Source organism: Enterobacter sp. V87_3, assembly GCF_029967835.1.
Lineage (GTDB): Bacteria > Pseudomonadota > Gammaproteobacteria > Enterobacterales > Enterobacteriaceae > Enterobacter > Enterobacter cancerogenus.
In genome coordinates, this window is the sequence record NZ_JASCAM010000027.1 from 39,498 (window position 1) to 58,219 (window position 18,722).

At 56.0% G+C, this 18,722-nt stretch carries 21 protein-coding genes; 3 read left to right on the forward strand and 18 right to left on the reverse strand.

Features of this window, described 5'->3' with window-relative positions:
• Positions 1 to 82: 82 nt before the first annotated feature.
• Positions 83 to 1,483: a sensor domain-containing diguanylate cyclase gene (locus QLG21_RS16460; protein ID WP_137903589.1), complete on the reverse strand. Its 1,401-nt coding sequence runs from the start codon at positions 1,481 to 1,483 to the stop codon at positions 83 to 85.
• Between the two features lie 438 nt (positions 1,484 to 1,921).
• Between QLG21_RS16460 and QLG21_RS16465 the strand changes: the two genes are divergently transcribed.
• Positions 1,922 to 2,203, forward strand: a complete 282-nt coding sequence (locus QLG21_RS16465) for a YjcB family protein (RefSeq protein ID WP_042321134.1) — start codon at positions 1,922 to 1,924, stop codon at positions 2,201 to 2,203.
• A gap of 55 nt (positions 2,204 to 2,258) precedes the next feature.
• On the opposite strand, the gene QLG21_RS16470 is transcribed toward QLG21_RS16465, so the two are convergent.
• The 12 genes from QLG21_RS16470 to QLG21_RS16525 all read right to left on the reverse strand — a co-directional run bounded on the left by QLG21_RS16470 (position 2,259) and on the right by QLG21_RS16525 (position 11,776).
• A complete protein-coding gene (locus QLG21_RS16470; protein WP_058610876.1) occupies positions 2,259 to 2,777 on the reverse strand; it encodes a hypothetical protein in 519 nt (172 codons plus the stop codon).
• Positions 2,770 to 3,819 carry a plasmid segregation protein ParM domain-containing protein gene (parM, locus tag QLG21_RS16475; RefSeq protein ID WP_282484809.1) on the reverse strand — a complete coding sequence of 350 codons (1,050 nt, stop codon included), beginning with the start codon at positions 3,817 to 3,819 and terminating at the stop codon, positions 2,770 to 2,772. The genes QLG21_RS16470 and parM overlap by 8 nt, the downstream gene beginning before the upstream one ends.
• Positions 3,820 to 3,899: 80 nt before the next feature.
• Entirely contained in the window at positions 3,900 to 4,664 is a 765-nt protein-coding gene (locus tag QLG21_RS16480) for a C40 family peptidase (RefSeq protein WP_282484810.1), read from the reverse strand.
• 10 nt (positions 4,665 to 4,674) lie between these two features.
• The gene (gene lafU / locus QLG21_RS16485; protein WP_006177404.1) at positions 4,675 to 5,595 is read right to left on the reverse strand and encodes a putative lateral flagellar export/assembly protein LafU; all 921 of its coding nucleotides are present in this window, start codon (positions 5,593 to 5,595) and stop codon (positions 4,675 to 4,677) included.
• Positions 5,595 to 6,458: a flagellar motor stator protein MotA gene (gene motA / locus QLG21_RS16490; RefSeq protein WP_006177405.1), complete on the reverse strand. Its 864-nt coding sequence runs from the start codon at positions 6,456 to 6,458 to the stop codon at positions 5,595 to 5,597. Before motA ends, lafU begins: the two co-directional genes overlap by 1 nt.
• Before the next feature lie 7 nt (positions 6,459 to 6,465).
• Complete coding sequence (locus tag QLG21_RS16495) at positions 6,466 to 7,167, reverse strand: FliA/WhiG family RNA polymerase sigma factor (protein ID WP_236348125.1); 702 nt, start codon at positions 7,165 to 7,167, stop codon at positions 6,466 to 6,468.
• Positions 7,168 to 7,180: 13 nt separating this feature from the next.
• Entirely contained in the window at positions 7,181 to 7,651 is a 471-nt protein-coding gene (locus QLG21_RS16500) for a flagellar basal body-associated FliL family protein (RefSeq protein ID WP_102891671.1), read from the reverse strand.
• 11 nt (positions 7,652 to 7,662) lie between these two features.
• A complete protein-coding gene (locus QLG21_RS16505) occupies positions 7,663 to 8,721 on the reverse strand; it encodes a flagellar hook-length control protein FliK (protein ID WP_282484811.1) in 1,059 nt (352 codons plus the stop codon).
• Positions 8,718 to 9,026: a flagellar protein FliT gene (gene fliT / locus QLG21_RS16510; protein WP_282484812.1), complete on the reverse strand. Its 309-nt coding sequence runs from the start codon at positions 9,024 to 9,026 to the stop codon at positions 8,718 to 8,720. Before fliT ends, QLG21_RS16505 begins: the two co-directional genes overlap by 4 nt.
• Positions 9,019 to 9,417, reverse strand: coding sequence for a flagellar export chaperone FliS (fliS, locus tag QLG21_RS16515; protein WP_282484813.1), 399 nt, complete (start codon positions 9,415 to 9,417; stop codon positions 9,019 to 9,021). Before fliS ends, fliT begins: the two co-directional genes overlap by 8 nt.
• Positions 9,418 to 9,432: 15 nt before the next feature.
• On the reverse strand, positions 9,433 to 10,725 hold the full coding sequence (fliD, locus tag QLG21_RS16520) for a flagellar filament capping protein FliD (protein WP_282484814.1): 1,293 nt from the start codon (positions 10,723 to 10,725) through the stop codon (positions 9,433 to 9,435).
• A gap of 199 nt (positions 10,726 to 10,924) precedes the next feature.
• On the reverse strand, positions 10,925 to 11,776 hold the full coding sequence (locus tag QLG21_RS16525; RefSeq protein WP_282484815.1) for a flagellin: 852 nt from the start codon (positions 11,774 to 11,776) through the stop codon (positions 10,925 to 10,927).
• A gap of 691 nt (positions 11,777 to 12,467) precedes the next feature.
• Here QLG21_RS16525 and QLG21_RS16530 point away from each other — a divergent pair.
• Together QLG21_RS16530 and QLG21_RS16535 are read left to right on the forward strand one after the other, a co-directional pair.
• Positions 12,468 to 13,391 (forward strand): transcriptional regulator, encoded by a 924-nt coding sequence (locus QLG21_RS16530; RefSeq protein WP_282484816.1) that lies wholly within the window; start codon positions 12,468 to 12,470, stop codon positions 13,389 to 13,391.
• Positions 13,369 to 13,833 carry a hypothetical protein gene (locus tag QLG21_RS16535; RefSeq protein ID WP_141114040.1) on the forward strand — a complete coding sequence of 155 codons (465 nt, stop codon included), beginning with the start codon at positions 13,369 to 13,371 and terminating at the stop codon, positions 13,831 to 13,833. The genes QLG21_RS16530 and QLG21_RS16535 overlap by 23 nt, the downstream gene beginning before the upstream one ends.
• 66 nt (positions 13,834 to 13,899) lie before the next feature.
• Here QLG21_RS16535 and QLG21_RS16540 read toward each other — a convergent pair whose 3' ends face one another.
• From QLG21_RS16540 to QLG21_RS16560, 5 genes are read right to left on the reverse strand one after another with little or no spacing between them, the layout of a single operon-like run.
• A complete protein-coding gene (locus QLG21_RS16540) occupies positions 13,900 to 14,910 on the reverse strand; it encodes a hypothetical protein (protein WP_282484817.1) in 1,011 nt (336 codons plus the stop codon).
• Positions 14,910 to 15,827, reverse strand: coding sequence for a flagellar hook-associated protein FlgL (gene flgL / locus QLG21_RS16545; RefSeq protein WP_153682030.1), 918 nt, complete (start codon positions 15,825 to 15,827; stop codon positions 14,910 to 14,912). The genes QLG21_RS16540 and flgL overlap by 1 nt, the downstream gene beginning before the upstream one ends.
• 21 nt (positions 15,828 to 15,848) lie before the next feature.
• Positions 15,849 to 17,219 carry a flagellar hook-associated protein FlgK gene (gene flgK, locus QLG21_RS16550; protein WP_282484818.1) on the reverse strand — a complete coding sequence of 457 codons (1,371 nt, stop codon included), beginning with the start codon at positions 17,217 to 17,219 and terminating at the stop codon, positions 15,849 to 15,851.
• 3 nt (positions 17,220 to 17,222) lie between these two features.
• A complete protein-coding gene (locus QLG21_RS16555) occupies positions 17,223 to 17,615 on the reverse strand; it encodes a rod-binding protein (RefSeq protein ID WP_282484819.1) in 393 nt (130 codons plus the stop codon).
• Positions 17,616 to 17,624: 9 nt separating this feature from the next.
• Positions 17,625 to 18,716, reverse strand: a complete 1,092-nt coding sequence (locus QLG21_RS16560) for a flagellar basal body P-ring protein FlgI (protein WP_042321141.1) — start codon at positions 18,714 to 18,716, stop codon at positions 17,625 to 17,627.
• Between the last annotated feature and the right edge of the window lie 6 nt (positions 18,717 to 18,722).

Below are 18,722 nucleotides of genomic sequence, written 5' to 3' on the forward strand. Positions count from 1 at the left end.
AAACAACTGACGTCAGCATGAAAAAAGTACAGCCTGAACATAAATGTCGCGTTATTTGCGCACACGGCGTTAATGCGTTGCGTTATAAATAATCTGACGCCACCACAGTTTTTCCTCTTCCCGTACGTTTGGCATCATATAATGCTTTATCGGCTCGCGTGAGTAACGCCGATGAGTCGCGTTGTCCCAGACACACCTCGACCACGCCCGCGCTAAAGGAGAGCACCAGGCTTTTATTGCCCACCTGCAGAGGTTTGCTGCTAAGCATCGTCCGTAACCGGGCAGACAACAGCGTGGCCGCCTCCCCGTTGCCCCTTGCCAGCAGAAGCAAAAACTCTTCACCGCCCACGCGCCCCAGCAGCGAATCCGCCGGGCTGAGCGCGCGAATGCAGTCGCAGAAATGGCGCAGCGCCGCATCGCCCACTTGATGACCCCACTCATCGTTAATCTGCTTAAAGTAATCCAGGTCGAACATCAGCACGCAGAAATGGCTGCGGGGATCGTGACGGGAGTTCACCGCCAGCGCCATTTTCAGCTGGTGCAAAATGGCGGAACGGTTAAGGCAGCCGGTGAGATCGTCAGTGGTCGCCTTCACGGCCAGCCGCTGCTCGGCTTTTTTACGTTCGGTGATGTCGAGGCCAATATTGAGAATGGAGTTGTCCGGCAGCAGGATATTCGACCAGAGGATGGTGAGCGGCGTACCGTCCTTGCGTACCGGATGCCATTCATACATGTCTTTTAGCGGCGAGTGATGAACCGACTCTCTGACCCGCCGTCGCTCGTCCGGATCGGGATAAAACAACGTTAGCGGGTCCGCATGGGCCGCAATTTCTGCCCTGCTCCAGCCGAACACCTTTTCACACTCTGCGTTCCATAAGACGCAGCGGTTATGCCTGTCGAACGCGTTCATTAACACCGGGGCACGTTCAAACAGGGTTTTATATTGCGTGACGACCCGCTGCATTTCCTGCGCCGTTTTTTCACGGGCAAGCATCTCTTCAAAGTAGTCTTTTAATTTTTCGACCAGCAGCGCCACAATATTTTTCAGGATCGGCAAAGCAGACAGTTTTTCATCGAACGCCAGAAAGAAATACCCGCTGCACTGCCCGTGCCGGGTTGAGAGTTTGCAGAGCACTCCGCTCTGCAATTGCGCACAGCCTGGATGCTGCGGGGCAAAGTGCGCCCGACCAATGTTTTCTTTCCAGTAGATCACGCGCCAGGCGCGGTGATGGCGTTGCAGCAATGTGCTGGCAAGAAAATCCGCCACTTCAAAGGGGTGGCAGGTGACCTCACCCGCGCTCACCACCCGCTGCACCCCTTCCCCGTCAACGCTGACCCAGGCGAGCGTCGAGCCCAGCGCGCCGTTGATGGTTTTCAGCATCTCCGCCAGGGAACATTGTGCGTTAAGTTGAGGGATCAGTTTTGCCAGAGCGTGCAGCGCCTGCATGCTGTCATTAACAATCTTGTTTCTTTTTTCTTTCATCTTTTTTTCGCAGGTCATTAATGAAATAGCAACCACAGCAAATCAGATAAGAAAAAGAATAAACCGAATGGTCAAATAAGGGCTGAGTGTAAATGAAAAGGTACGAAATAATAAAAAAACCAAATAAATCATCAATCTGACGTATTTGCCGCTGGTACATTTATTTATCCACTCAAGCATAATCCATAGGTCAACTACTGTAAACGTTATACACCTTACGGGTTATTGCCGCACTTTGGCTATCCTGATGAATTTATTATAAAGAGAAGGAGAAATGGCCTGCTGCACCTGCGAAGATATATTTTCACTGGTTATAAATACCCGCTTTTTACCCACCCGAGGCTGGCGAATAAATCTACAAACGTGATATAGTTCACACATATTATGTAACGCAAGACACTGTTTCAGTGTAGTTCATCTGTTTTGAGGATGGGTTTTATGGCAACCATTACAACCAGCATGGTTCTCCTGCGCTGGCCTTTGTGCAGTGCGGTATTGATGTTTTTAGCCAGCACGCTGAATATTCAGTTTCGTAAATCTGACTACGCCGGTCTCGCGGTGATCAGCACCCTGCTGGGCGTCGGTGCGGCCTGCTGGTTCGCCACGGGGCTGCTTGGCATTACCCTGCTGGATATCGCCGCCATCTGGGAAAACGTCAAAGTGGTGATGGTAGAAGCCATGAGCCATACCCCACCCGACTGGCCGGTCGTCATTACCTGATCCGCGTTTCCCTTTGTCCCCATCACTGACGATGTTCAGACAAAGGGACCTCGCCTCAGAAGATCCCTTTCTGGCGGATCTTCTGCATTTTCTCTACCGGTGCGTCAACCTTGCTCACTTCAACGTTATCGCGTTCGGGCGCTGGCGCGCTGGCGGTCTTTGCCGCCATGCGTAGCTGCTGCAGTGCGAGTTTGTGCTGTTCCATCAGAGGCTTAAGCGCGGCGACCTCTTCACGAATTTTTTGCAGTTCCATCAGCTGTGCGGATGGCTCCTCCTGCTTTTCCGGCGCGGGCTGAAGCTCACCCAGCAACGCACTGAGCGTGAGATTTTCGCGCCCCAGCGACTCCGCCACATGGTGGCAGAGCGCCGGATCTAACAGAAACAGCTGCAAACCGGCCAGGTAGACGTCACGATGAAAACCACGAATAGCCATGTTGGCATCGTCAACGCTATCTGCCTGGTTTACCGACTGATGCCATTTTTGCAGCTGCTGCATCGCACGCCGATCCGCGTGCGACTGTTCCGGCGTCAGGTGAAGGGAGAGGTTAACGCGGCGGATCTGCCCCTTATGCATCCTCGCCCACCTCGGCTATTAACGGTTCATCGATAGTCTGCGCGCCCGCGTCCGAGTGATAGAGGCAAATTTCGCGCGACAGCGCGCTTTGCGGGTTGTCGATAGTGACCACGCGGTCGCCAAGCGTGGCGTACGCTTCCCGAATCGCGCCTTCAATCAGATGTGCACCGCCACCCACCAGGTAAACGCGGTTCGGGTTTTTGGCAAATTTCTTCGCCTCATACGCCACCTGATCGCCCAGTTCCTGAATCTTGATGTCGATTTTTTCGAGGATCTCGTCGATACGCGATTCGTCGTTAATGACGCTTTTCACGAAGTCGAGGTCGTGACGGCGTTTGATCAGCTCATTCGCCACCAGGTAACTTGAGTCGCTGTCGGCGGCGGCGAGCAGCTTGCGCGTCGCGTCCGTGACCATCGCCACGCCAATTTCATTGTTACCGTAAATGGCGGAAACATCATCAAATTCCCCCACGACGATGCCCATATCCAGGGTGGTGCCACCGCAGTCCACCACCAGCGATTTTGTGAATTCGTTAACGCTGGAATTCAGCAGATGCGACAGCGCGGCTGGCAGGCTTTCCGGCATTACCTGAACGTCGACGATACGGAACAACTCGCCCTTGTTGAGCGTAATATCGCGCATCAGGTTCTGACGTTTCGCCTCAATGCGATCTTCATTGCGCTGGCAGTCGTCCGGGTTATAGAACTGGGTGATCGGCAGCGTCACAATCACTTCAACGTCACACGGGGTCACGCCGGTTTGCAGCAGCGCGTGGTGTACCGCCAGCAGGTTCAAATCGTCGTACTGATAGTCGATATGGGTGGTCGACAGCGCCTTGTCCGAGGTGGCGTCGTAGGTGTATTTGGTGGTGCCGATGGTGTAGTTATGCACCGCCTGGCCGCGCAGCAGCGCCGCGCTCTTCCAGTCTTTACGGAAGGAGTTGGGCGAGACCACGGTTTTCAGCGTGCCATTCTCAATCCAGCTGATTTTGACGTTGGTGGAGCCATCATCAATGGCAAATTTTTTACGCGTCTGGTTCATACAAGTCTCTCAGTCAATCTTTATACAGGAGGGCCATCCCTGGCGGCGCATACCTTGAGGGGGTATTCAGCGTCAGGCCGTTACAGGACGGCCTCTTCAGTTAATATCCGGCGGGCACCGAGGTAGTGGTCCTGCCAGAAGCTGTCGGAAAGCTGGCTCACGCGGATATTCAGACCGGTGCGCGGCGCTTCGATAAATTGTCCGTCGCCCAGGTAAACGCCGACGTGGTCGGCCCCCGGGCGCTGGCTAATGTTGAAAAAGACCAGGTCGCCGCGCCGCAGTTTCTCCTGTTTGATCGGGCGCAGCGTGCGGTCCTGGAACATCCCGTTGGCCGTGCGCGGCAAGGTGCGGCTCAGTACCGGGTTAAAGGCGTAGAACACCAGGCCGCTACAGTCGAACCCCTGCTCCGGCGTCTCGCCGCCCCAGACATAGGGTTTGCCAAGCTGCTGCTGCAACAGGTGAATCACCTGTTTAAGCGAGGCCTGCAGGCGCGGGCTGATTTTCTCGCCCGGCAGCGGTTCCCAGATCATGTCAGTGGACAGCTTTCCGGGCTGCCAGCGCTTGTGCATCGCCAGCAGCTCGCGGTTTTCTACGCGCTCAAGGCGACGCTTTTCGCTTTCACGCCGCTTCTGTTCCGGCGTGACAGGCACCACCGCCAGGCGCACGCGGCTCTTTTTCAGCAGCGCTTCGCGGTTGCGCATCCTGGCCTTGGCCGCCTTTTCCTTCTCGGTGGCCGCCATTTTTTCACTGCGTGGCGCAGCCTGAACGGAAGGGCTGCACGTCATCATCAGCGCGGCGGCGAGGGCCAGGCCGGCCGCTTTTTGAAGGGGGGTCAGAGTAAACATCGTAAAATCGTTAGTTCTGCTGCGTGAGTTTATCGACGATCGGCTTGATGACCTTTTCACCGTGCTGGCCAAAGAACTGGTACAGCGAGTCGCTGGCCGAGTGGGTCAGGACCATGATCTCAATACGCCTGTTCGACGAGCTGAGCGGATTCGCCGGATCGAGAAGCATCTGATCCGCCATACCGCTCACCTGCAGCACCTTGTCCTGATCCAGCCCGGCATGGGTCAGCACTTTGCGCGCCTGCATTGCGCGTTCGCCGGACAGGTTGTAGTTGTTATAAAGATCCTGGTCGCGAAAACGCGTGGCATCCGTATGCCCGGTAATGATGATCTTGTTGTCGATCTTGTTCAGCGCCGGGGCAAACTCGGTTAACAGGCGTTTGAAGAACGGCGTTAAGATCGCGCTGCTGCGCTGGAACATTTCGCGTTTTTGATCGTCGGTGATCAGAATGCGCAACCCTTGCGGCACAATCTCAATTTTGAGGTTTGACTGTGCATCATAGGCTGACGTGATTTTCATGATAATGCGGGCGAGATCTTCAATCTCGTTCTGCGAACGCGACTTCACGTCGTCGAGGCTGGCGCTTTTGGCCATCGCCGCTGGCGTCGGTGTCTCTTTCTGCGGGTGCTTATGATCGCCGCGATCGCGTTTTTCCGTCACCGCGATTTTGCCGCCCACGCCGTTAGGCTGGGTGATGGGCGACAGCGTCTGTCCGTCAAAAATGGATTCGCCGTTAAGCTGAGAAACGATCTCTTTACGCTCCTCCTCCGTTACCGACCCCATGATCCACAGCACCATAAACAGCGCCATCATGGCGAGGGTGAAATCGGCAAAGGCCACCTTCCACGCGCCGCCATGAAAAGTATCATGGCTTTTGCGCGAGGAGCGTTTGATGATCGTGGTATGTTCTTTACCGCGAGTGCCACGCATCAGGATTCACCCGTCATTTGGTTCACCCAGCTGTCCAGCGTCGCGAAGGTCGGTTTTGAATCCAGCGGCAGCATTTTGCGACCCGCATCCACCGCCAGCAGCGTGGGTTTACCGGCCACGTGGTTGACCAGCACGGTACGCACGCACTCGATAACCGCCATCTGCTTCTTGGTCCGCTGCTCCATGGCGTTCGCCACGGGATCCATCAGGCAGTAGCAGAAGAACACGCCGAGGAAGGTACCGACCAGCGCCGCCGCCACTTTGACGCCGATCACCGCAATCGAACCATCGATCGACTGCATGGTGATGATGATCCCCAGTACTGCCGCGCAGATCCCGAAGCCCGGCATCGCTTCCGCAGTACGCTGCAGCGAGCGGGACGGCTGCAGCAGGTTCTCTTCCATCGCCACCAGCTCCTGCTCCAGGATCCCTTCCAGCTCGTGTTCGTTAATTTTGCCCATCGCCATCAGGCGGAAGTTATCCGCAATAAAGGTGATGATGGCTTTGTTTTGCAAAATCAGCGGGTACTTCTGGAACAGCGGGCTGCTTTCTGGCACTTCGATGTGCTCATCCAGCACCTTCAGACCGCCGTCCTGCACCAGCTCCAGCAGTTCAAACAGCAGCATCAGAAGCTGACGCTGATACTCATCGGTGTATTCGTTTTTACGCATAATGCCGCGAAACTGGCGATACATTTCCGCCAGCACCGGCTTGGGGTTAGCCAGTACCATGGCGCCCAGACCGGCACCGAGAATGATGATGATCTCACCGGGCTGCCAGAACGAGGCCAGCCGCCCACCGGACATAAGAAAACCGCCGACGACGCAGGCGAAAATGATGAAAATACCGAGAAACTTTTGCATATACCTTTCACTTCTGGAAAAAACACTGGATCTTTTGAGCGATCTTTTTATTGAGCTGACAAACGCGCGCCTCGGTTAAGTCGAGCACTAACGCGATCTCCTTCAAACTCATCTCATGCTGGTAATAGAGCGAGAGAATTAACTGCTCGCGCTCATCAAGGCTTGCCAGCGCAGCCCTTAACGTCCCGCTGGTGACCATTTCGTCCTCCAGCGAACGGGTATTTAGCGTGCCGTTCAGGGCATCCCCGCCCAGTAACTCATCGAGACTTTCCAGCGTCTTGGCACAGTCCAGCAGCAAGTATTCGTGGTACTCCTCGGCGGTGATGGAAAGATGCGTACTCAGATCCTCAAAGCTCGGCGTTCGGCCCAGCCTGCGGGTCACTTCGCGGATCGCGTCGTTTAGCTTATGGCTCTTCTGTCGCAGCCGACGTGGACGCCAGTCCAGCTCGCGCAACTCATCCAGCACCGCTCCGCGAATACGCTGGGCGGCGTAGGCTCCAAACTGCTCGTCCGGGTGACCATAGCGGCGCAGAGCGGTCAGCAGCCCCATCAGGGCGATCTGTTCCATATCCTCTCTGTCCATGACGCTGCTGGTCTGCCAGGCGAGCTGTTTCACCACGCGATGTACCAGGGGCAACCAGGCGCTCACGTATTTCGCTTCATCCGCCGGGGTCAGCGAGTCGTCCGCAATAAAATCATTCATTTCCATCAACGGCCGTTACTTACTGGAAAACCATTTTGCTGATGATTACGTCCTTAAACGGCATCCGCGTATTCAGGCTCTTGAAGCGTTCTGAATAGGCGTTCATCAGCTTGTCGCGCAGCACTTCCACGCTCATCGCGCGCACGGCGTCGTAATCCATTGCCGACAGCAGATTGACGGTCGCCCCGCGAATGGCGGGTGAAAGCTCTTCGGCACGGCGGGTATCGGCCGCGCTTCCCGTGGTCAGCGCCAGCTCAAGCAGCAGGTAGCGCTCGGAATCGCCGCGGCTTTTTAAGGTGACGACCACGTTTTTGATTTCTACGAACTCCACCACGCTCTCGTCATCGGAAGAGGTAAAGAGGCTGGTGATGGCCGAGCGTTTATGCTCGTCCTGGCTCAGAAGGTGTGTACCCACAACGGTGAGTACAGCGGCGAACGTTGCGGCGATAAGGGCAATAACCAGCCCTAAAGAAAAAGTCTTCAATGTCATAATGGGTATGCTTAAACCGTAAGTAGTACTGAATCGTCGTGGTCAGCCGTCGTAAAGCCGTCGTCTGCGTCTATCACCGCGCCCGCCATCGGGTTTGCTTCCTGAGCGCTGCCCGACTGCTGCTGTCGCTGCTGATGCTGTCCCGACTGGGAAGAGACCTGCACGTTGACCTGAACAAAGTTTTGCTCGGTCAGGCTCTGGCGCAGCTCATTGCTGATCTGCTGGAGCGAGCGGTAGGTCTCGCCGTTGCTGGCGCTGATATGCACCTGCATGCGCCCGTTTTCGATCTGCAGGGAGATATCCACTTTGCCCATCTCCGGCGGATCCAGACGGATTGTGGCGTGCTGAACCTGGTTCCGGACCTGGATCTGCAGACGATCGTTAAGCGCGCTGTGCAGCTGCTGCGCCCACTTTGCTTCGTCGGCGTCCATCTTGATCGGCGGCAGGTTAACCGGCTGTTTGTCCGTCACGGTGGACGGGGTCTGCACGGCAGTCGGTTGCCCGGCCACGGGCAGCACCGTTGCCAGCGTTTTGGTGAATTCCGTCATCGCCGGTTTGGTCGCCGCATCCGTTGCAGGCTCGGGCGTGAGGGATAAGGTCATCGGCTGCGGCACGGCTTTCAGCGGTGTGGCAATGGGCGGATTGCCTACGGCGAAACTCTGCATCTTCAGCCTGTCGCCGGGCAGCGGTACGCTCTCCGGCGTCGCGTTAAGCGTTTTCGTCGGCATCCGGCTGGCCATCAGCAGCGCATCCAGCAGCTGCTGCGGCGAACCGATCAGGTTTTGCGCCAGCGTTTGTGCATCAGGGGTCTGCGTGTCCTGGTCGTCATCGCTGTCGTCTTTCGCTTTCACGTCGGCCAGAACCATGGCGTTGTCGCGCGGCTGCTCGCCGCCCAGCAGCGAATTAACGATATTCAGCAGCGCGTCGTTAAAGGCAGGTGTGGCCTGGCTGGCCGCATCCTGATTTTCGGGCGCAGCGGCAGCCCCGGCGTCGGCGGGCTGCACCGGCGCGACGTCGGTCGGGTCGGCGGCAACGGGAAGCTGCGTCAGCTGTGAAAGCATCAGGTTCATTGGCCCCTATCCTCAGCATCGGCAAACAGCGCATAGGCGGTCGCCCCTTCCCGATTACGGCGCGCGCTCGCCATCTTCTGCTCCAGGTCGTCGCTTTGCGCCTGGCAGAACTGACTGACGTTGGCGTGCGTTTGCTGAAGGTCAGCCAGCGCCTCGCGTTTTTCCGCACTCAGGGCCTGGCCTTTCAGCGAGGCCAGCAGCGCAGCGATCTGGGCGTCAACGTCCTGCATTGCCGGCCAGTCGTGCTGACTGGCCGCATGAGTCAGGGAACGCGCCAGATAACGCATGACCTGTACGTCATCCATTCTGCTGCGTCCCCATTCTTTCCCATCCGTCCTGCAGGTTAGCGAGGATCACCTCGACCTCTTCGATGTGGCTCACAGAAAGTTTGTGACTCGCATCGTAAAGCCGATACACGCAGTAGTCGTAAAGGTTGGCCAGGCTTAACGCCAGCTCGCCGCCCTTCTCAAAATCCAGCGAGCTGGTGAGGGCATTGAGAATATCGATGCACTTATTAATGCTCTGCACTTTGCGGTCGAAGCGGCGTGCGGCGATATGGCTTTTGGCCCGCACCAGTTCGTCCATCAGGCCGTTAAACAGCATCAACACCAGCTGATGCGGATTGGCGGCGGCGGCCTGAATAGCCAGATCGGATTGTTGATAATGGCCGAAGCCCTGCTGCTCGTTCCCGTACATAAAAGCGGTCATTCCTTACGCTAAACCAAACATACTCATGGTGTTGTTCATCTGTGACATCGCCTTCTGCAGCTGCGTGAACTGCTTCAGATAGCGGTTGTAAGAGCTTTCGTAGCGCGCGTTCATGGCGTCCGTTTTGGTGTCGATGTCGCTTTGCTGGCGATCAAGCACGTCCTGACGGCCTTTCAGCAACCCGTTGGTGGCGTTGAGGTAGCGGTCAAGCGACTTGTCCATTTTGCTCAGCATCCCCTCTTTGCCGTTGAACAGATCGTTGAGGGTCTGCGGGTCAGCCTTGATGGCGGCGTCCAGCTTTTTGCTGTCGATCTCCAGCTTGCCGTCTTTGTCCGCCGTAATACCGAAATCGGACATGCGTTTGCCGCCAAAGACCTGACGCATCACGTCATTCAGCTCGCGATCGAGGGAGGACATGGTGGCGTCACCGGCAAACGCGCCACGCGTTTCATCATCGCCGTTGCCGCTTTTTGTGAGCTTGGTGAGCGTGTCCTGCAGCGTGTTGTAAGCGTCAACAAAGGTCTGAAGCTGCTCTTTGGTGCCCGCATTGTCAGTATTCACAGAGACCGTCAGCGGTTTGCCCGTTTCTGTCAGGGAGGTGAGCTCAATCGTGACGCCGTCAATCAGCTTATCCAGGGTGTTGGAGCTGTTGGTGAAGGTCATATCACCCATTTTGATTTCAGAGTCAGACGCCGGAGAAATCACCTGGGCGTCCGCCATGTTGAAACCGCCCGTTCCGCCGACGGAGATGGTATTTTTCGCGCCGCTCTCATCGCTGCTCAGCATCAGCGTGACGCTGCCGTCGGTGCGGATCAGAGACGCCGTTACACCAGGGTTATCTTTATCGCCGTTAATCGCCTTCGTCAGATCGCTCAGGCTTTCCATGTCATCGAGATTGACGGAGATAGTTTTGCCGCCCAGCTCAATGTCCATGGTGCCGGTGGCATTTTTGATGCTCTCATCGGTCATGCCGTCAAAGCCGATCTGGTGGGCAGAGGCAAGTTGCGTCACCTCAATGTTGTAGGTGCCCTTCAGCGCGTTCGAGTTGGCCGTAATATTGGCAATCCCCTCGCGGTTCATGGTGACGCTGTTTTTCAACATACCCGCGCTGTCCCCGTTCAGCCCGGACATTGCGGTGCGAAAATCACCCAGCGCCGTTTTCAGGGCATCCAGGGCTTTTTTCTGGGAATTCATGGTGCTGGTTTTGGTCTTCAGCTGGTTTTGCAAAGACATGATGTCGTATGTCGCCAGCTGCTGAGCCAGAGTCTGGGGATCAATGCTGCTAAAATCTGCCATGTTTATGTTCTCCGTTCGCACCTGTTGCTAAACCATGCCTGCTTTATGCAACTGTCGTGCCAATTTTTATATTATTACTATTCAGTACGTTACGATTTAGAGGGAAGGCAACTTTCCCCGAATGGGAAATAACAGGAAGGGAAGTGCCGCAAACAAAAACACCGCCTTACAGCGGTGTTTATTGAAACGGTGTGGATGATTAGCCCAGCAGGGACATCACCATACCGGACATGCTGTTGGACTGTTTCAGCATGGACATACTGGTTTGCGCCAGCATCTGGTTACGCGTCATGCTGGACGCTTCAGACGCGAAATCAGCGTCGCGGATGTTACCCAGCGCCAGGTCGGTGTTGTCTTTCATATTCGCCAGGTTGGCCGCGGTGTGACCCAGACGGTTGATGTTCGCACCCAGTTTAGAACGCAGGGTACCCACGGAAGCGACGGCGCTTTCAATTTTGCCCATCATCGCCTGCGCGCCAGAAACGGTAGTAATGGTGTTACCGGAGCCGGTCAGACCCTGCATGCCGCCAGAACCCGTCACTGCTGTCAGCTCTTTGCTGATATCCACAGACAGGCTTTCATCTTTAGATGCACCGATCTGGAAGTTCATCGCGCTGGTAAATTTACCGCTGGCAGCAAACAGGCTCTCACCCGCGTATTTGGTGTTGCCCATAATGTTGGTCAGTTCAGCGTTCAGCTCGTCCATTTCGGACTGCAGCGCTGCACGATCTTCTTTGCCGTTGGTGTCGTTCGCGGCCTGGGAAGCGAGGTCTTTCATGCGGTACATGATGTTGCTCACTTCATCAAACGCGCCTTCAGCGGTCTGCAGCAGTGCGGTTGCATCAGAGATGTTGCGCTGTGCAACGGCCATACCGTTGGACTGCCCCTGAAGGCGGGTAGCGATCTGCAGGCCTGCTGCGTCATCCGCTGCGGAGTTGATGCGTTTACCGGTACCCAGACGCTCCATTGCAGTAGACAGCATGCTGTTGGATTTATTCAGCGCGTTAACAGAAGCCATGGAAGAGGCGTTAGTAAAAATAGAAAGTGCCATGTTTGAATTCTCCTTATGAACCTGTCTGTCAGGTTCTTCTCTCTGGTACTCAGGTAAAACGACACAGCGTGATGGCGAATTAAATCGAAAATGAAAAAAAATTATTTATCTGTTTATCGCACCCGGTACGCGCGCTTCATCGGGAAGCGAATAAGAAAGAACTGAAAAAACAATTAAAAAAGAAATAAAAGCGGCACAGAGAGTCCGAAACTTAAATTAATATTACAATTGCTTACGTTTTTTATTTACAGAAAGGAAAGAATCTCATTCGCAAAAGATCTGCACAGATCAATTTAATTACAACGCGGCAAAAATTGTTAACAACAATATCAACACTTGATATTTTTTAACTTTTAATGAAAGGTATTAATACGCCATCAAATTATTCGTTTAATAATTTGTTGCACATCACACTTTTATAGCGTAAAAATGTGTCCCGGAAGCGAATCTTCCTAATCACGCCTACGAAAAGGCCTAAATCGCCAGGTTAATTTTCCCCCTGCAAACCGGGAATTGTAGCTTTTCACACCAGGCAGTGCCTTTTCTTTGCACTATTTCCGCAGGCAAGCGGCAATTCCCAGCGAATTTTAAACGGATTTAATGATTAATTTACATTAAGCATTGCGCTTAACTTATGCGCAATGTCTGGCGAATTAAATTCTTCAGGAGTGGGTAACCACCATCACTTGCCATGAATAAAACATATTATTCAATCAACAACTGGTTAGTCGATTTACCCTCAGGCGCGATTATTAGCCTTGTTACAGGTGAAAGAAAACGTCTGGGCGAGTATCAATTAAAACTTCTTGATGTCCTTGTAAACAATGCCGGAAAAATACTGACCCGGGAAGAACTTACCACCCTTGTCTGGGAGCGGCGGGTTATTGGGAATAATAGTCTCCCAAACGCCATTCACGCATTACGCACCGCCCTGGAAGACGACGGGAAAGCACAAAAAATTATTAAAACCATTCCCAAAAAGGGGTATTTGCTGGAGCAGGCCTGGTGCCGCGCCGTTGAGCATGACAGTGAAGACATCGAGCCGCCCGCCACCCAGGTTGAGGAGGTTGTGACCGAGGAGCCAGACGTACTGCCGCCCGCGCCGGGTCTCCTCGTTCAGCCGGAGCCGGAAGCCACTCTGCCCCAGGCGATGACCTTTCAGGACGCACCGCGGCCACGGCGTCATCACCTGTTCATCGCTTTACTGGTGTTCATCGTGGTGGCTATCAGCGGGACGGCAGGCTGGGAATATGCCACGTCGCAGGGTTCACGCCTGATCGCAACCGAACAGGAGACGGGCGTTTACAGCAATATCCGCATCTACGAGATCTCAGAAGCCAACCGCCTGGCGATGAATAAAGAGGATTTTTACAGCAAGATTAAAGATTCGCTTTACGCCATTAATCAGCAACTCAAGCCGCAGTCGGTGGTGATGACCGTCTATTACCAGAGCATCAACCAGACGCTGAACTACACCTTCGCGTTAAAAAGCCGCTGCGACAGCAAACAGCTGGTGATGGCGATCTACCACTGGCGCATCGACCCGACGCAACTGAACAATCTCATACTTCGCGAAACGAGGAGGAAAATCAGTGAGATGGAAACCTGTTCTTAACTGGAAGTGGCTGCTGAGCTACGTTCTGATTGCCGCTGCGGTCTTTACCGGCGTGCGGGTATGGCACGCCCCCGTTTCGCCTCAGGCCAACATTGAAGGGTTTTTGCAGCTGGGCTTTTACGATCTCATGTCGAAACGTAAAGAGATTTACGACTCGCATATGCAAACCGTCAACCATGCCATTTTGACGACCATCACCAGCCCGAATGACAACCGGTTCGTGCTGAAGGGCAAATTCACCGAAATCAACGAGCAAAACGGTAAGCGGTTCTATTCCTATACGCCGATCTACTACAGCACCGCCCAGAAGGGGCTGATGATTGATGGCCTGGTGGATATGCTGATGCACGTTGATTTTTGGATGCAGCCGGTCGATGGCAGTGCCGAACAACTGGTGGCAGGGCAAAGCGGGGCGATATTTTTGTATCCCCTGCGCAAGTAAACGCAGAAGCGGTTTACGCAAGACGTCGGGGCGGCAACCGCCAGCCGCCCCGGCCGGAAGAAAAGCTTAACCCAATAAATTCTTCACCGTGGTCAGCGAAACGTTCCCCTGCGCCGACAGCGCCTGAGAAAGCAATCCGAACTGCTTACCGCTTTTCGCCAGCGCATCGCCCAGCGCCCGCGCCGTGTCGAGCGCTTCGCGCGGCGTATAGGCCGTCGACATATCCTGAATACGCGATGAAACGCGCTCCTGATGCTGATGCAGCTTGCTCCGCTCGCGGGTGATTTTTTCCAGCGTCTGCTGAAGCTTGCCGCTGGCCCCCCGCTCCCACTGGCGCGTAAGCTGCCCGACTTCATCCTCCTGGCTGACTTCCGCCTGCGGCGCAAGTAGCGTAAAGGCCTCCGCCGGGAACTGCTGCCCTTCACCGCGCACGCTCAAATGCTGGCTTACCCGCGGCCAGCGCGCCTCATCTACCTGAAACACCGCCTGCCCGTCGCTTTTTAACGCGGCGTGAATGCCCAGCCGACCCAGCCCGACGTTGAGCTGTACCAGCGCCTGACGCGGCGTGGCGTTTGCCGGTATCGACACGCCCGTCAGCTCACGCTTGCTGCCACCGAGCGCAAACACCAGCGTCTCGCCCGGGGTTTGTTCGAGTATTTTTTCCAGCCCCGGCAGGGTAAACGTCACCTGGCTTTTTTGCTGCAGGGTGACGTTAAAGTTGCGGTCGACCGTTCCGCCCGACAGCGTGCTGCGCTGCTGCAACAGCGCGTTAACGGAGGCCGACGGCTCGCTGGCGTTGCCGCGCGTCGCCTGATGGCGCAGCATCAGCAGCTGCGTCTCGGTTTCTGAGAGATAATTTTCCGCCTTTTGCACCGCGGTGAGCTGCTGATTAAGCTGAACGTTGTAGCGCAGCGGGCGTCGTGAAAGCAGCGCAGATTCGGGAAACGGCGGCGCGTTGTGACGTACGTTTTCCGCCTGCCCGGTACGCGCAATAGAGGGTGCCGCGCCCGGCGTCGTTCTGACGGCGCCGGGCGTGGTGGTTAACGAGGTTGTTTTTAAGCCGACTTGCATAACCATTACAACATACTGAAGAGCGAGAGCTGGCTAATCATGCTGTACGCTTTATTGGTGATCTGCACCGAGTTGGTATAGAGCTGCAGGTTAATCGAGGTCGTCGCCGGGTCGGCGTCGGAGAGATCGCGTACCACCTGGTCGTTCGCCATGCTGACATCCGTATGCGCATCGGCCAGCATCGTCAGGCGGTTCTGACGGCCACCCAGGTCCGTAAACAGCGCCGCCACCTTGTCACGAGTCTGACCGGAAAGCGAAATCATCTCGTTGATATCGTCCTGATAGTCCGTGACCGGCACATCCGGGTCCTGCATCTTATCGCTCAACGCCTTAAGCTTGTTCAGCATCTCCAGATCGTCGCCGCTGCCGGAGAACGCCGCCGTGACGTTGGTGTTTTCCGTCACGTTTACGCCATTCGCCACCGTGGTTTCACGCGTGCCGTTATTGCCCTGATAAACGTATTTGCCCTGGGTTTCATCCCACACCACCGGTTTGGTATCGGTTTTGGTGCCGGAGAAGAGGTATCCGCCGCTTTCGTTTTGGGCGTTGATCGACGCCACCAGCGAATCGAGCATGGACGACAGCTCCGCGCCAAACCCTTTCATATCTTCACTGCTGTGCGTGCCGTTGGCGGCAGCCAGCAGCTTATCGTTCATCGACAGCAGCTGGTTGCTCATGGCGGTCACGTGCGCCTCCTGGCCTGAGAGTGAACCGCTCAGGCCGGTGATGTTGCTCTGGTACTGCTTAATGGCCGACTGTTCGCGGTTAAGCTGCACCAGGCGCGTGGCGGCAACCGGATCGTCTGACGGGACGTTGATCCGCTTCTGCGTGGCCATCTGTTCCATCAGCTTGCTCATGCGGGTGCCGTTAACACCAAGCTGCGCCATCATGGCGTCGGAGTTATAAAGACTACTGATTCGCATAGTTGGGTTCCTTAACGCCGGTTAGAACAGGCCTAACAGGTCGTTGAAAATCTGGTTGCCGGTGGCGATCACCTTGACGTTGGACTGATACGCCTGCATGTAAACCTGGAGGTTAATCGCCTCTTCATCATTGTTTACCGCACTGAGGTTATTGCGCTGCAGCTGCGCCTGGTCCAGTACGCCCTGTGCCGCTTCAAGCTCGCTTTTGGATTTTTTACTGGCGATACCGATATTGGAGATGATCGCCGCGGCCCCTTCGTTGAGGCTCATATTGCCCATGCCGCCGATGTCGACCTTCTGGTTTTTAATCTTGATCAGCTCCTGCAGGTTGCCATCGTTACCCTGTTCGTCCGGGTTGTCGGAGAGGGCCAGCTCGTCCTGCTTGAGATCGTTAACCTGCAAAATCCCGGCCGGGTTTTTCAGGTCAAAGGTGAACAGCGGTTTACCGGGGTTGCCGTTCTTATCGAAGCCTTTCGCCAGCTGGTCGTTGAAGAGCGTTGCCACGGCTTCTGCCATGCCCTGCACCGACGACTGCATATTCGCCAGCTCGCCGGTTTCATAGTCGTACAGCGCCCCGAGCTGCCCGCCCGTCGACGGATTTAACGAGAAGCTGGTATTGGAGAAGTTCAGGCTTAACACCGGATTACCGTTGCCGTCGAGGCTGCTGCTCAGCTCGCCCGCCACTTTGCCGCTGACCAGCGGCTGACCGTTTTTCATCGCCACGGCGTAGCTGCCGTTGCTGTCCTCGGTGACTTTCACATCGGCATAGGTGCTGAGCTGTTTGACCAGCTCATCGCGCTGGTCGCGCAGCACGTTGCTGTTGCCGCCGGTGGAGTCCATCTCCATGATTTTTTTATTGTAATCCGCGATCCCCGCCGTCAGGCTGTTGATCTGCCCTACCATGGTGTTGCGCTGGTTAGTGACCGACGTCTTCTGGCTGTTAATGAAGTCGTTCATGTTGTTAAAGCGGGTCGCCAGCGAGCCGGCCTGGTTCAGCAATTGCTGACGGCTTGCTTCGCTTTCCGGCTCTTTGGTCAACGCGCTTAATGCGGAAAAGAAGTCGTCCAGACCGGTGCCCAGGCTGGTGGAATCGGTGCCGATCACTTTCTCAAGCGAACTGAGATACTGGTTGTTGATGCCGTAATAGTTGGCCTTGCTGTTGCTCTGCCACACTTGATTGGTCAGGTACTGATCGGAGACGCGGCGAATGCTATCGACCTGCACCCCGGCCCCGGCGGACATGCCGCCCTGGCCCATGGTCACCACCGAGCTCTGGATAATACCCTGACGGCTGTAGCCCGGCGTCAGCGCGTTGGAGATGTTCATGGAGGTCACGCTCATCCCAAACTGCGCCGCCTGCAAACCGCTCCAGGCAATATTGAACATATTCATGGTTTACTCCTGCCCGCGACGCATTACCGGCACAACGGGGGTTTTTAATTCCTGTGGATGTTCCTCTAAAGCGACCGGTTGTGGCCCATTCTTAAGCGACGCGCTCTCCTGCGGCCCCAACTGCGCAATAATCATCTGCGCCATGCCGGTGCTGCGCTGTGACGCCAGCTGAGAGGTGAGCTTGTCGTCGTAGAACTCCTGCATCATGCGCTGCTGTTTGCTGTCGAACGGGTTATCGTCCACCAGCGCCTGCGACGCTTTTCGCATCTGTTTCATCATTGAGCGTAAAAACATGGCTTCGAACTGCTCCGCCGCCTGCTCAAGGTTCTGCGGTTTCACCTGCCCGGTGATATCACCGGGCAGTACGCTGGTCTGAGAGTGAATCGCCTGTAGCATGCTGTCTCCTTAAATGACGACCAGTTCCGCATCCAGCGCGCCCGCTTCATGCAGCGCCTGCAGGATCGCCATCGTGTCGTCCGGCGCGGCACCCAGGCTGTTCAGCGTGTTCACAATGCTGCGCAGGCTGGTTCCCGCCGAGATCTCAACCATCTGCCCACGGCCACGATCGACGTTGACGTCGCTGTCCGGGGTGACCACGGTCCGGCCCTGGCTAAAGGCACCCGGCTGGCTAACGTTGGACGATTCGCGAATGGTCACGGTCAGATTGCCGTGCGACACCGCCGCCGCGCGCACCACCACGCCGTCGCCAATCACCACCGTTCCGGTGCGGGCGTTAAACACCACGCGCGGCGGCTGCTTGCCGGCGTTGATCTGCACATCTTCCAGCATCGACATAAAGGCCACGCGCTCACCGGCGGCCAGCGGCGCGTTAACCGCCACGTTCGTCGCGCTCTGCGCCGTCGCCGTGCCCGAGCCGAACGCATTGTTCAGCGCAACCGCCACGCTGTTGGCGGTTTTGAAGCTTGGGCGTTTCAGGTTGAGGATCACCTGCTGGTTTTGCTGAAAATCGGACGCGATTTCGCGCTCCACCGAGCCGCCGTTCGGCACGCGGCCCACGGTGGGGGTATTGATGGTCACGCTGGAGCCGCTGTTGCCTTCGGCCTTAACGCCGCCGACTACCACGTTCCCCTGTGCCAGGGCGTAGACTTCACCGTCTGCACCGCGCAGCTGGGTGAGGAGCAGCGTTCCGCCGCGCAGGCTTTTGGCATCGCCGATGGAGGAGACGGTCACGTCAATCGCCTGACCCCGTGCGTAGCCCGGCGGCAGCGTGGCGCTGATCGCCACGGCGGCGACGTTCTTCACCTTCGGGTCAATTTTGGTCGGCAGCTGAACGCCAAACTGGCGCAGCATGTTGGTCACCGACTGGCTGGTAAACTTCACTTGATTTTTATCGCCGGTCCCATCCAGGCCAACCACCAGGCTGTAGCCCACCAGCTGGTTGCCGCGCACGCCCTGAATATCCACGACGTTGCCCAGACGCTCCGCCGCCGCGCCTGTCGACCACAGCAGCATCAGAAATAGCATTGCTTTACGCATGGCAGA